We start from the raw sequence: 12,964 nt of genomic DNA, 5'->3' as shown, positions 1-12,964 counted from the left end.
GACGAGGGGGACCCTGGTGAAGATCCTGCACATCGTCACGCTGCACACCCCGGACCACGCCTTCGGCGGTCCGACCCGGGTGGCCCTGAACCTCTCCAAGGTCCAGCGCGCCGGGGGCGACGACGCCAGGATCATGGCGCTCGGTGACGGCTTCGACGGCCCGCTGCCGCACGAGGTGGAGGGCGTCCCCGTCCACCTCTTCCAGGCCCGCCACCTGCTGCCGGTGTTCGAGGTCAGCGGGATCACCTCGGCGGCCCTGCTGAGGACCGCGCACCGCATGATGCGCGGCGCCGACCTCGTCCACGTCCACCTGATGCGCGACCTGGTCACCCTGCCCGCCGCCCTGCTCGCGCTGGCCTCCGGCACACCCCTGGTCGTCCAGACCCACGGCATGGTCGACCCGACCGAGAAGCGCGTCGCCCAGCTGACCGACGTCCTGGGCGTACGCAAGGTGCTGCGCGGCGCCGACGCGGTGCTCCACCTCACCGAGGCCGAGCGCCTCGACGTCAACGCCGTCGCCGCCCCCGTGCCGCTCACCCGGACCGTGCGCCTGGTCAACGGGGTGCGCCCGCAGCCCTTCAAACCGTGCCGCGAGCCCGGCCGGCCGCCGACCGTGCTCTTCCTCGCCCGCATCCAGCAGCGCAAGCGCCCCGAGGACTTCGTCGCCGCGATGCCCGCCGTCCTGGCCGAGCACCCCGACGCCCGCTTCGTCCTCGCCGGTCCGGACACCGGTGCCCTGCCGGACACCCTCGGACTGGCGCGTCGCCTCGGTGTGACGGGCTCGCTGGACCACGTGGGGCCGCTCGGCCACGAGGAGGTGCTGGCGGCGGGCCGCGAGGCCGATGTGTACGTCCTGCCGTCCATCGAGGAACCCCTGGGCGTCTCGGTCCTGGAAGCGATGTCCGTCGGCACGCCCGCCGTCATCACCCGCACCTGCGGCCTGGGGCCCGATGTGGCGCGCGCCGGCGCCGGCCGGGTCATCGACAGCCGTGTCGGGGAGGACGCCGCCAACGCGGACAAGGTCGCGCGGGCGGTCCTGGAGCTGCTGGAGCCGGACGCCAACGCCGTGGCGGGCAAGGCGGCGTGGGAGCTGGTCAACGAGCACTTCACCATCGAGGTCGTCACCCGTACCCTCCGGCGGACCTACGAGGACGTGGTCCGCCGGAGGGCGAAGGCGTCAAGGTGACGGCCTGTCCCGCGACTTGAGGGCGATCTGCCACCGGTAGAAGCTCATCGCCAGGGCGAAGTCGAATCCGGCGCGCCCGTCGAGGAAGCCCCGCCGGTAGACGTACATATAGGCGAAGGACAGGAGCGGCTTGAACGGCGCCTTGTGGAACAGCTGCCCCTGCCGTGACTTGGCACGACGAACCTGCTCCTTGACCTCCGGATGGTGGTTGAGCCACGCCTCCCAGTCCGAGTAGCGGTTGTGCCGCTCGAACCAGGCGGTCACCGGGTCCAGGTCCTGGTGCTCGATCGGATGGCGCAGCGCCGCCGTGCTCTGTGCGACCGGCTGGTAGTGCCCCTCCACCTCTCCGATCCCCGGCGCCTCCAGATCGCCCACCTCCGGGTAGTGGCAGCGGGTCCGGTCGGTCAGGGAGCGTTTGCGGATGGTGTAGCCGTGCCGCAGCCGCTTCCCGGAGAACCAGTAGCCGAGCGGGATGTCGTACGCGGCCGGCTTCGGCGCTCCCGGATCGGCGAAGATCCCCCGCAGCTCGGCCAGCAGCCCCGGGCTCAGCCGCTCGTCCCCGTCGAGCAGCAGGATCCAGTCCAGATCCGTGCGCACCTGGTCCAGGCACCACTGCTTCTTCCGCGGGTGCCCGCCGTCCCAGGTGTACAGGACGACCTCGGCACCGCACTCGGCGGCGATCTTCGCCGTGTCGTCGGAGCTGTGCGAGTCCACGACGACCACCGCCTCGAAGTGGTCGATGACCGACCGCACGGCCTCCGCGATGTTGAGCCCCTCGTTCTTCGTGGGGATCGCCACGGCTATCGGCAGCTTGTTCATCCGTTGTCCCCTTCGGGCAGCCAGGCGTAGCAGCCTGTGGAGGTGAAGGCGAGCGCCGCCCCCGGAATCGTGAGCGCGGCCCGTTTCCCGTCGTGCGAGGAGCCGGAGGCCAGGACCTTCCCGCCGGGGCCGGTCACCTCCCAGGTGCAGTCCGCGGTGGGGGAGACGTTCCGGTAGCGGCCGGGCCGCAGCCCTGCGCCCCGGTGCACACCGTCGGCGTACCCGTGCGAGGCCCGCTCCACGAGGTCCTCGTGCCGGGGGCAGAGATGGGCGACGGCGGGCTGCGCGCCGGTGATCTCGCCCGTCACGACGGCGCCCACCGCCGTGTCGCGGTCCACCTTGACCAGGTAGTCGAGCCGGGCGCAGGTCTCCTGCCCGGTCTGCAGCACCGCCGCCGGGTCCGTCCCCACGGGCACCCGGTCGGTCAGGTACTCCTTCTGCTTCTTGGTGAACGTGCCGGTGGCGGGCGTCAGCCGGTCGGTGGGGATCTTGGGCGGCTCGCTGCCGCGGGAGGGCCGGGGGCCGGCGGACGCGGCCCCGGACGGCTCCGCGTCCGCCCCGGCCACGGGGCCGGAGGAGACGCCGGAGGGCGCCTCCGCCGCGTTGTCGCCCCCGTCCCCGCGCCCGTCACCGGAGGACGAGCCGCAGGCGGCCAGCGCCGCCGTCGCGAGAACGACGGCGGCACCGGCCAGGAAGGCGTTCCTCATCCGCTGTTCCTCAGCGCGTAGTGGGCACTGACCTGGGTGGCGGTCAGCGCGGCCGGGTAGACGGCGGTCTCGTCGATCTGGCCGGCGAAGAAGTTGCTCGTCGGCCGGTTCGGCCAGGTCGCGAGGTTGTCCCCGCCCACCCGCCAGTAGCCGGTGTAGTTCGCGCTCTTGGTGTACCGCGAGTTCGAGGCGCGCAGCTGCCCGTCCACGTACAGGGCCATGCCGCCCGAGCCCTGGGTGGCGACGACGTGGTGCCAGGCGCCGTCGTTGTACGCCCCGGTCGTGCTGACGGTCTGGCCGCCGTTGTTGGAGGTGCCGAACGTCAGACGCCCGTCGTTGAGCATGTACACGTGCTTGTCGTACTTGCCGCTCAGCTCCATGGTGTTGCTGCCGAAGCCGATGATCTTCCCTCCCCGGGTCGTCGTGGTCTTGATCCAGGTCTCCACGGAGAAGGCCGTGATCTGGGACCGGCTGCGGTTGCCGTACGCGTACTGGGTGGACCCGTTGAAGCCGATGGCGGTCGAGGGCCCGGCCACGGCCGCCGGGGTCTGCCGGTACGAGGGCGAGCCGCGCAGGAAGCCGTTGTCGAGCCCCGCCCCCGTGTCGGCGGCGAAGGTGGAGGTGCCCTCGTCGTAGCGCCAGTACAGGGTCGCCCCGTCGGAGAGCACCTTCGCCGGATAGCTCTCGGCCTTGGCGGCCACGGTCGCGCTCACCGCCGGCGACTTCGCGCTGGTGTTGGTGCCGTCGCTCGCGCTGATCCGGTACGTGTGGGTCTCACCGGGTGCGACGTCGGTGTCCGTCCACCGCAGCTGCGGACGGTCCCAGAACACGGAGTACCCCGTCGTCGTGCGGACCGGGGTGGATGCCCCGTCCTTGTAGATCCGGTACGTCAGCACCCCGTCGTCGGTGTCGAAACTGGTCTGCCAGTTCACGTCCACCTTGCCCGGGGCGACCGTGGAGACGCTGACGTTCGGCACCCAGGGCGCCCCCGTGTCCGGGCCGTCGGCGAACCGGGTGAGCCCCTGCTGCGCCTTGCTGTTGACCGTGGTGAACTCGCCGCCCACCCAGAGGTAGTGGTGGCCGCCCTTGTCGGTCTGCGCCATCACGCGCGGGCCGACCGGCTCGCCGATCCCGTCGTTGGTGTCCGGGAACCACGGCAGCAGCTTCGGGTCGTCCACCGACTGGGCCAGCAGATGCTTGCGCGGCTGGTCGGGGAACTCGCCCATGGACGCGCAGTCGTGCGCGTGACTGCCGCTGTAGAGCACCCCGTCGTGCACCAGCAGGGCCTGCGTGGCCCCCAGGCAGGTGTCGCGCCAGACCTGGTTGAACGTGGTGAGGTCGAGGGCGATCCGGCCGTCGAACACCCCGCCCCCGGTGCCCTCGTTGGCGGTGTAGAACTGCTTGGAATCGCTGGTGAGGTCCTGCACCGTGGAGGTGTTCGGGATGAAGCCCGGGTAGCTCTTGTCCAGGGCGCCGGTGGCGGCGTCCACCACCGCCAGCGCGTGCGAGGTGGTGCCGTTCACGGTGAAGAAGTCCCCGCCGAGCACCACGTGCTGCCCGTCCGGTGCGACCTCCACCGCCCGGCCCACCTCGTCCGCGTTCGCCGTCCACGGCTTCAGCGCGGCACCGGTGGTCACGGCGGCGAAGAAGTTGCGGGACTGCCCCGCCACGCTCTTGAAGTCGCCCCCCAGGTACACCGTGTCATCGGTGACCGAGAGCGCCCGCACGGTGGCCGAGACGGCGACCTTGAAGTTCTGGCGCGGGGTGCAGGTGGCGGTGTCGATGGCCGCGATGTTGCTGACGCCCACCCCGTTCACCGCCCCGAACTGCCCTCCCGCGTAGAGGGTTTCACCGTCCGGGGACAGGGCCAGCGCGCGTACGGTCGCGGTCCCCGAGGAGAGCGTGAACGACAGGGAGCAGCCGGTGGGCGCCCCCGTCGAGGTGTCGAACGCGGCGAAGTTCACCGCGGGCTGCTCGGAGGTCCCGGCCGCTGCCCCCGGCGGCCGTACGGTGGAGAAGGTGCCGCCCGCGTAGACCACACCGTCCTCGGACGCGGCCATCGACCAGACGATGCCGTTGGTCTGCCAGGTGGACAGGTCGTCCGCGGTGATCGAGATGGGCGCGGTGAGGGCGGCGGCCGGGGGACTGCCCGCGGCGGCGGCGCTCAGGGCGCCCGCGAGCAGGCCGAGCGCCGCGGCCGCGGCCCTCGTCCGGCCGCGTCGGCGCCCCGTGGTTCCGTTCATCATTCAGCTCCGAAGGTGAGAACGAGCTGCGGCCCGCTGGCCGCGGTCGAGTAGGCGGAGCCGGGGCCCCGCCCGAACCGGCGCGTGCGGCCCACCGTGTCACCGGTGGGAGTGGGGGCGCGCCGGAGCCTGTTACCGGTCCACGCGCACGGCGGCCCCCGCGAGTTCGTCGGAGAGCCGGCGCACATCGGCGTCGACCATGATCCGGGCCAGCTCCCGGGACCGTACCGCCGGTTTCCAGCCGAGCAGCTGACCCGCCTTCGAGGCGTCGCCGATCAGCGCGTCGACTTCGCTGGGCCGCTCGTACTTCGCGTCGTAGCGGACGTACTCGCGCCAGTCGAGGCCGGCGTGCTCGAAGGCGTACTCCAGGAACTGCCGGACGCTGACCCCCTCACCGGTCGCCACCACGTAGTCGTCAGGGGTGTCGCACTGGAGCATGCGCCACATCGCGTCCACGTACTCGGGGGCGTAACCCCAGTCGCGTACCGCGTCCAGATTGCCCAGGTGCAGCCGGTTCTGCAGGCCCGCCTTGATCCGGGCCACACCACGGGTGATCTTCCGGGTCACGAACGTCTCCCCGCGCCGGGGCGACTCATGGTTGAACAGGATGCCGTTCACCGCGAACATGCCGTACGCCTCACGGTAGTTGACCGTCGCCCAATACGAGTAGACCTTGGCGACGCTGTACGGGCTGCGCGGGTGGAACGGCGTCAGCTCGTTCTGCGGAGGCGGGCTCGCGCCGAACATCTCCGAGGAGGACGCCTGGTAGATCCGGGTGTCGATGCCACTGGCCCGGACCGCCTCCAGGAGCCGGATCGTGCCCAGACCGGTCACATCACCCGTGTACAGCGGCGCGTCGAAGGAGACCCGCACGTGCGACTGGGCGCCCAGGTTGTACACCTCGTCGGGCCGGATGTCCCGGAGCAGGTTCACCAGCGCGACCCCGTCGGCCAGATCCGCGTGGTGCAGCACGAAGGACCGGTGCTCCTGCTCCGGACCCTGGTAGATGTGGTCGATCCGCTCCGTGTTGAAGCTGGAGGAGCGGCGGATCAGGCCGTGGACCGTGTACCCCTTCTGGAGCAGCAGCTCCGACAGGTACGAACCGTCCTGTCCGGTCACCCCGGTGATGAGCGCGGTCTTCGCCACGTGTCCCCCTTCTGCGGTCGCCCGTAAGGCAGTTGGTCATGGAATATCAAGGTCTGAGTGATCCGGGATAAAACGTCACCGTTTCACCCGGCTGCTGGCACAATCCGAAAACATGACGACTGATCTCCCCGGCCCTCCCCGGGAACGAGTCCCGTCCCTGCTACGCCCCGGCGCCCGCGTGTTCGTGGCCGGCCACCGGGGCCTGGTGGGTTCGGCGGTGGTCCGCCGCCTCGCCGCCGACGGCCACGAGGTGATCACTCGCGGCCGCGACCGCCTCGATCTCCGGGACGCCGGGCGGACCGCCGCCTTCCTGCGCGGCATACGCCCGGACGCCGTGGTGCTGGCCGCCGCCCGGGTCGGCGGGATCATGGCCAACAGCACGCACCCCGTGCAGTTCATCGAGGACAACCTGCGCATACAGCTGAGCGTGATCGCGGGGGCGCACGCGGCCGGCACCGAGCGGCTGCTCTTCCTCGGCTCCTCGTGCATCTACCCGAAGCACGCCCCGCAGCCGATCCCCGAGAGTGCCCTGCTCACCGGGCCCCTGGAGTCCACCAACGAGGCGTACGCGCTGGCGAAGATCGCCGGCATCGTGCAGATCCAGTCCTACCGCCGCCAGTACGGTGCCTCCTACATCAGTGCCATGCCGACCAATCTCTACGGGCCGGGCGACAGCTTCGACCTGGAGACCTCCCACGTCCTGCCCGCCCTGATCCGCCGCTTCCACGAGGCCCGCGAGTCCGGCGCGCCGGCCGTCACGCTCTGGGGGTCCGGAAACCCCCGGCGCGAGTTCCTGCACGTGGACGACCTCGCCGCCGCCTGCGCACTCCTGCTGGAGCGCTACGACGACGACACACCCGTCAACATCGGCTGCGGCGACGACCTCACCATCCGCGAACTCGCCGCGCTGGTACGTGAGGTGACGGCCTATCAAGGGGACGTCCGCTGGGACACCGGCAAACCCGACGGCACCCCGCGCAAACTCCTCGACGTCACCCTGCTGTCCTCCCTCGGCTTCGCACCACGCATCCCTCTGAAGGAGGGCATCGCGGAGACGTACTCCTGGTGGCTCCGGCAGCGGGCCGCGTAGCCGCCCCCGCCCGGCCGGGCGGCCCGCCCCCGTCATCGGCGGGCGGCCGACCCGGCCCCTTCCCCCGGCAGTCATCCGCCCCCGTCCTCAGTACGCCCCGCGGCCGTCGGTGACGGCGCGCAGCGTCCGGGCCATGAGCCCCATGTCCATGGCCACCGACCAGTTGTCGACGTACCAGAGGTCGAGCGACACCGTCTCCTGCCACGAGAGGTCGGACCGGCCGCTGACCTGCCACAGGCCGGTCAGCCCCGGCTTCACCGCGAGCCTCCGCAACTCCCGCTCGTCGTACCGGGACACCTCGTCCGGCAGCGGAGGACGAGGGCCGACCAGGGACATGTCACCCTTGAGGACGTTGATGAGCTGGGGCAGTTCGTCCAGCGACGAGCGGCGCAGCAGGCGGCCGACACGGGTCACCCGGGGGTCCCGGCGCATCTTGAACATCGGGCCCTCGATCTCGTTCGCCTCGGCGAGCCCTGCCTTGTGCCGCTCGGCGTCCACCACCATCGTGCGGAACTTCCACATGACGAACGGGTGGTTGTGCTGGCCCTGGCGCACCTGCCGGTGGAAGACCGGGCCCGCCGAGGTGAACCGGACCGCCACCGCGATCAGCAGCAGCAGCGGGGCCAGGGCGACCAGCCCGCAGGCGGCCCCCGCCCGGTCCACCGCCCCCTTCAGGGCCGGCTGGAGCCCCCGGCGCAGCGGCGGCACGATGTGCAGCAGGGTGAGCCCGGCCGCCGACGAGGGCCGGATCCGGTCCGCGGCGGTCTCCGAGAGGTGCGAGAGCACCGACACTTCGAGCCCGCCGTCGTGCAGCCCCCAGGTCAGCCGCCGCAACCGCTCCTCGGCCAGTCCCGGGCCCGGGACCACCAGCGCGAGGTCCGCCTCGTGCGCGAAGGCCGCGCCGAGCACGGTCGAGGCGTCGTCCCCCTCGGGCACCGGAGCCAGCCGCCCCGGCACCGGGACCTCGCAGCTCAGCGCCGCCGCGCCCACCGGCAGCGCGGCCACCACGCGATAGCCGTGGTCCTCCCGCGAGGTGAGCAGCCGCACCGCCCGGTCCACCCCCGGGGCCTCGCCGACCACGAGCACCCGGCGCGCCGTCCGGCGCGTCCCGGACCGGGCCAGCCGGCACGCCCACGAGGTGCCCGCCGCGGCCGGGAGCCCGGGGATCAGGGCGACGACGGCCGCCGCCGGGTCGATGGGCGCGTCGAGGACGGTCCACAGCACCGCCAGCACACCGATGAGCAGCAACCAGTCCCCGGGCGTGGCCAGCGCCCCGGACGGGCGGCCCGGCACACGTAATACGTACCTGCCCCGCGCGGCCCGGACCGCGCACCACACCAGGGTGGCCGCGAACGCCCCGGCCAGCGCCTGGGGCTGCCCGCCGGCGCGGAGCACCAGCCAGGCGGGTAAACCGAGTCCGGCGGATTCGGCGCACACCGCCAGGGTCAGCAGGCCCGGGTGCCTGCCGGGCGCCCCGGCGCCGCGCTCGCGCCGTACGTCCGGGAGCTGCCGCGGCCGGCGGATGTCCCGGTCGTACGGCAGTCCTGAAGAGGTCCGCGGCCGTGGCGCCCCCGCCAGTCCCACGGGCCTCGGTATATCGGATTCGGGTAGCTCGACATGCCCCATGAACCCCCCAGTCACAGTCGCATCGCCACAAACGGGGCGCATCCGCCGATCCAGTGGACTGACGGACGCGCCCTCGCTCGGTGCACGATATCCACACACATGGCATTTCGCTGGAGTTCCGGTGAACTTCAGACAGGCGCGGTGATCCGGGACTCGTCCCGATCCGTACCGGATCTCAGGTTCTGTGCGCACCTGTTGGTATGTGTGACGTGCGTCAAACGGTTGGTGTGCGGATATGTACCTCGGTCGACAACTACCGTACGTGCTCGCGCGGTTGCGCGGGTGGTGTTCGGGCCGCTCGATTCCGGCGGCCGACGGGCGGTCTGGGAGAATGCGGTGTCGGGAGAACGTGCCCGGCCATGAGTGGAAGAGGGACGTACGGTGACCCCCGCGGAGAAGAACTGGGCCGGCAACATCACCTTCGGTGCGAAGCGGCTGTGCGTGCCGCGATCCGTCCGCGAACTACGCGAGACGGTCGCCGCCTCGGACGCCGTGCGCCCCCTGGGCACCCGGCACTCCTTCAACACCATCGCGGACACCTCCGGCGACCACGTGTCGCTCGCCGGGCTCCCGCGCGTGGTGGACATCGACGTCCCGGGGCGGTCGGTATCCCTGACCGCCGGACTCCGCTTCGGCGAGTTCGCCGCCGAACTGCACGAGCGCGGTCTCGCCCTCGCCAACCTGGGATCGCTCCCGCACATCTCCGTGGCCGGAGCCGTCGCGACCGGCACGCACGGCTCGGGTGTGGGAAACCGCTCACTGGCGGGCGCCGTGCGCGCCCTCTCCCTGGTGACGGCCGACGGAGGGACGCGCACCCTGCGGCGTGACGACGAGGACTTCGCCGGCGCGGTCGTCTCCCTCGGCGCGCTCGGCGTGGTGACCTCCCTCGACCTGGATCTCGTGCCCGCCTTCGACATACGGCAGTGGGTGTACGAGGACCTTCCCGAGGCCACCCTGACCGCGCGCTTCGACGAGGTGATGTCCGCCGCCTACAGCGTCAGCGTCTTCACGGACTGGCGCCCCGGCCCGGTCGGCCAGGTCTGGCTGAAGCAGCGGGTGGGCGAGGAGGGCGCGGCGGGCGCGATGCCCGCCGAGTGGCTGGGCGCACGGCTCGCCGACGGCCTCCGGCACCCGATCCCCGGGGTGCCCGCCGAGAACTGCACCCGGCAGCAGGGCGTGCCCGGCCCCTGGTACGCGCGGCTGCCCCACTTCCGGATGGAGTTCACCCCGAGCAACGGCGACGAGCTCCAGTCGGAGTACTTCGTGGCCCGCGCGGACGCCGCCGCCGCGTACGAGGCCCTGGCCCGGCTGCGCGACCGGATCGCCCCGGTGCTCCAGGTCTCCGAGCTCCGCACCGTCGCGGCGGACGACCTGTGGCTGAGCCCCGCCCACGGCCGGGACTCGGTGGCCTTCCACTTCACCTGGATCCCGGACGCGGCTGCCGTCGCGCCGGTGGTCGCGGGGATCGAGGAGGCCCTGGCCCCGTTCGGCGCCCGCCCGCACTGGGGCAAGGTCTTCTCCACGGCCCCGGAGGTGCTGCGCACGCTGTACCCGCGCTACGCGGACTTCGAGGCGCTGATGACCCGCTACGACCCGGAGGGCACCTTCCGCAACGCCTTCCTGGACCGGTGCTTCCGGCGCTGACCCGCGTGGTCAGCGGTTGCCGCGTTCGTCCTGGGCCCGGGACGGCCAGGCGGCGGCCGAGCGGCCCGGGGCGAGCTGGTCGACCACGTCGGCCAGTTCCTCGCAGGCGTGCTCGATGCGGTGCCGGATGTTCTGCTGCTCGGTGACGACGGCGGCCAGCAGGAGAGCGGTGAGGGCGACGGCGCCGTTCAGCACCGTGAGGTTGACCATCACTTCCACGATGGTGTGCCCCGTGAACGGCCCGGCCCCGTCCGTCCCCGCCATGATCGCCAGGACGGACACCAGCAGGGCGCACGGCGCGCTGCCCGCCAGCCGGAAGCGCAGGGCCGCCCAGATGACGATGGGGAACACCAGATAGAGCATCGACAGCGAGCTCCGGGTGGCGACCAGCGTTCCGGTGACCGCGACAACCAGCAGCACCACGGCCTCCGGCCAGCGGTCCGTGAGCCGGGGGAGCCGGACCCGGTCCAGCACGAGCATGACGGGTGTGACCACCAGGACCCCCATGACGTCCCCCGCCCACCACGCCGCCCAGACGGACCAGAAGCTGCCGGCGGGCAGCTTGCCGTCCGCCACGAGCATCGTCGTCCCGGCGGTCGCGCTGATCACCATGGCGGCCATCGCCCCGAGGAACACCAGGACGATGCCGTCGCGCAGCCGGTCCAGCTCCCTGCGGAAGCCGGCCCGTCGCAGCAGTGCGTACGCGCACAGGGGCGCGAGCGTGTTGCCCGCCGCGACGGCGAGCGTGGACGGCGTCACCGTGCCGCCGAGCATGCCCACGACGACAAGTGAGCCGATCGCGACCCCCGGCCATACGCTCGCCCCGGCATACAGCAGGCAGCCCAGCGCGATCCCGGTCGGCGGCCACAGCGGCGAGACCACCGCTCCCTCGACGGTCACCTCCCGCAGCAGCCCCAGGCGGGCCGACCCGTAGTAGGCGGCGGCGACACCCACGACACGCAGGACCGCCAGCAGGTGACGGCGGTTCCTCTCGCTGCGGATCACGGTTCTCATCAGACACCGGTGCCGAGGCCGGCGCCGTGTGACACGCACGAACGGGCGGGGCGCCGTCACCCTCCGCCGGAGGCGAAGCGCCCGTGGCGCAGGACGAGCACCGCGGCGTCGTCCTGGTGCCCCGTCCGCTCGGCGGTGCCCATGATCGCGTCGGCCAGCGCGTCGGCGTCCTCGCCCACCCGGGACCGTACGAGCCGCACCACCTCGTCCAGCCCCGCGTCCAGGGAGTACGAGGGGCCCTCGACCACCCCGTCGGTCAGCAGCACGAAGGCCCCTTCGCCACTGAGCGAGCGCGTGGTGACCGGATACCTCTCGCCCGACTGCACACCGAGCGGCAGCCCGCCCTCGTCGTCCGTGGTGCCCGCCCGGCCGTCGGCGGTGGCCCAGACGGCGGCCACATGCCCGGCCCGGGCGCTGCGCAGTTGCCCGGAGGCCGGGTCGAGACGTGCGAAGGTGCAGGTGGCGAGCAGCCCGGCGTCGGCGGCGAGCAACAGGTCGTTGGTACGGCTCACGACCTCGCCCGGGTCCTCCGCCGCGAGCGCGAACGCGCGCATCGCGATGCGGATCTGGCCCATGAAGGCGGCGGCCTCCACGTCGTGACCCTGCGCGTCCCCGATGGCGAACGCCAGCGCCCCGTCGGGGAGCACGAACCCGTCGTACCAGTCGCCGCCGATGTCCAGGCCACTGCGCGCCGGGGTGTACCGGGCGGCGGTCCGGAGACCCGGCAGCGACGGCAGGGCGGTGGGCAGCATCTCCCGCTGGAGCGCCTCGGCCAGTTCCACCCTGGCCTGGTGCAGTTCCACCTCGCGGCGGGCCCGGGAGGTGAGGTCGTGGAGGGTGGTGAGCAGTTCGTCGGAGCTGGCCGACCGGGAGGGACGACGCCGGTTCATGGGCCGCTCCGCGGGGAGGGGGGATGGCGAGCCGGGTGTCTGCATCCTATTTCGGCCGGGGACCGGCCGCAGTCCGGGCGGGCGGCGCCGGCCGACCGGGTGGATGCTGGAAGTGGACCCGTGCGGCGGCCCGCGCCCGCCGGCCGGTGCGGGCCGGGAGGTATGCGATGAACCGCACGCTGGAATGGACGGTGCGCGTCGAGCTCTCCGAGGAGGGCGGGACGACCAAGGCGGAAGCGGTGCTGGACACGGGCACCGCGAGACTCTCCGGCCAGGGGATCGCCCGGCTGAGTCCTCAGGACCCCGATGTCCCCACGATCGGCGACGAGGTCGCGGCGAGCCGTGCGATGCACGACGTCGCCGGGCAGCTGATGAGCGTGGCCGACCGGGCCATCGGCGAGTCCGGCGCCGGCCGGGCGGACGGCCCGGTGCCGCCGCCCTATGCCTGGTCGGACGCCACGGCCTGAGCGCGCGCCGCGGCCCGCCCCCGGGGAGGGGGTCCCGCCGCCGCCCCAGCCGAATCCGTACGCCCAGCAGCAGCCCTGGGGAGCCCCGCAGGGGTCCGTGCCCCAGCCGTGGGGGCCGCCGCCCGGCGGGCC

At 72.5% G+C, this 12,964-nt stretch carries 11 protein-coding genes; 4 read left to right on the top strand and 7 right to left on the bottom strand.

The window, feature by feature from the left end; translation table 11 throughout:
* Positions 1 to 16: 16 nt before the first annotated feature.
* Positions 17 to 1,186: a glycosyltransferase gene (locus ACN6LM_RS04060; protein WP_445063872.1), complete on the top strand. Its 1,170-nt coding sequence runs from the start codon at positions 17 to 19 to the stop codon at positions 1,184 to 1,186.
* Here ACN6LM_RS04060 and ACN6LM_RS04055 read toward each other — a convergent pair.
* The 4 genes from ACN6LM_RS04055 to gmd all read right to left on the bottom strand — a co-directional run bounded on the left by ACN6LM_RS04055 (position 1,178) and on the right by gmd (position 6,101).
* Positions 1,178 to 2,005 carry a glycosyltransferase family 2 protein gene (locus ACN6LM_RS04055; protein ID WP_445063871.1) on the bottom strand — a complete coding sequence of 276 codons (828 nt, stop codon included), beginning with the start codon at positions 2,003 to 2,005 and terminating at the stop codon, positions 1,178 to 1,180. The genes ACN6LM_RS04060 and ACN6LM_RS04055 overlap by 9 nt on opposite strands.
* A complete protein-coding gene (locus ACN6LM_RS04050; RefSeq protein WP_445063870.1) occupies positions 2,002 to 2,712 on the bottom strand; it encodes a hypothetical protein in 711 nt (236 codons plus the stop codon). The genes ACN6LM_RS04055 and ACN6LM_RS04050 overlap by 4 nt, the downstream gene beginning before the upstream one ends.
* The gene (locus tag ACN6LM_RS04045) at positions 2,709 to 4,958 is read right to left on the bottom strand and encodes a LamG-like jellyroll fold domain-containing protein (RefSeq protein WP_445063869.1); all 2,250 of its coding nucleotides are present in this window, start codon (positions 4,956 to 4,958) and stop codon (positions 2,709 to 2,711) included. The genes ACN6LM_RS04050 and ACN6LM_RS04045 overlap by 4 nt, the downstream gene beginning before the upstream one ends.
* Positions 4,959 to 5,087: 129 nt before the next feature.
* Positions 5,088 to 6,101 carry a GDP-mannose 4,6-dehydratase gene (gmd, locus tag ACN6LM_RS04040; RefSeq protein WP_445063868.1) on the bottom strand — a complete coding sequence of 338 codons (1,014 nt, stop codon included), beginning with the start codon at positions 6,099 to 6,101 and terminating at the stop codon, positions 5,088 to 5,090.
* A gap of 112 nt (positions 6,102 to 6,213) precedes the next feature.
* Between gmd and ACN6LM_RS04035 the strand changes: the two genes are divergently transcribed.
* Positions 6,214 to 7,191: a GDP-L-fucose synthase family protein gene (locus ACN6LM_RS04035; protein ID WP_445063867.1), complete on the top strand. Its 978-nt coding sequence runs from the start codon at positions 6,214 to 6,216 to the stop codon at positions 7,189 to 7,191.
* Between the two features lie 87 nt (positions 7,192 to 7,278).
* Here the strand turns inward: ACN6LM_RS04035 and ACN6LM_RS04030 are convergent, their stop codons facing one another.
* Positions 7,279 to 8,775, bottom strand: coding sequence for a sugar transferase (locus ACN6LM_RS04030; RefSeq protein WP_445063866.1), 1,497 nt, complete (start codon positions 8,773 to 8,775; stop codon positions 7,279 to 7,281).
* A gap of 423 nt (positions 8,776 to 9,198) precedes the next feature.
* Between ACN6LM_RS04030 and ACN6LM_RS04025 the strand changes: the two genes are divergently transcribed.
* Positions 9,199 to 10,461: a D-arabinono-1,4-lactone oxidase gene (locus tag ACN6LM_RS04025; RefSeq protein ID WP_445063865.1), complete on the top strand. Its 1,263-nt coding sequence runs from the start codon at positions 9,199 to 9,201 to the stop codon at positions 10,459 to 10,461.
* 9 nt (positions 10,462 to 10,470) lie between these two features.
* On the opposite strand, the gene ACN6LM_RS04020 is transcribed toward ACN6LM_RS04025, so the two are convergent.
* Both ACN6LM_RS04020 and ACN6LM_RS04015 read right to left on the bottom strand, forming a co-directional pair.
* On the bottom strand, positions 10,471 to 11,466 hold the full coding sequence (locus tag ACN6LM_RS04020) for an MASE1 domain-containing protein (protein WP_445063864.1): 996 nt from the start codon (positions 11,464 to 11,466) through the stop codon (positions 10,471 to 10,473).
* A 65-nt stretch (positions 11,467 to 11,531) separates the two neighbouring features.
* Positions 11,532 to 12,365 (bottom strand): PP2C family protein-serine/threonine phosphatase, encoded by an 834-nt coding sequence (locus tag ACN6LM_RS04015; RefSeq protein WP_445063863.1) that lies wholly within the window; start codon positions 12,363 to 12,365, stop codon positions 11,532 to 11,534.
* Positions 12,366 to 12,532: 167 nt separating this feature from the next.
* Here ACN6LM_RS04015 and ACN6LM_RS04010 point away from each other — a divergent pair, with 167 nt between their 5' ends.
* Positions 12,533 to 12,832, top strand: a complete 300-nt coding sequence (locus ACN6LM_RS04010) for a DUF1876 domain-containing protein (RefSeq protein WP_164404113.1) — start codon at positions 12,533 to 12,535, stop codon at positions 12,830 to 12,832.
* The last annotated feature ends 132 nt before the right edge of the window (positions 12,833 to 12,964 follow it).

The organism is Streptomyces sp. SAS_281, assembly GCF_052542855.1.
Note: the sequence above shows the minus strand (reverse complement) of the source record. Positions and strands in the feature narration are given on the sequence as shown.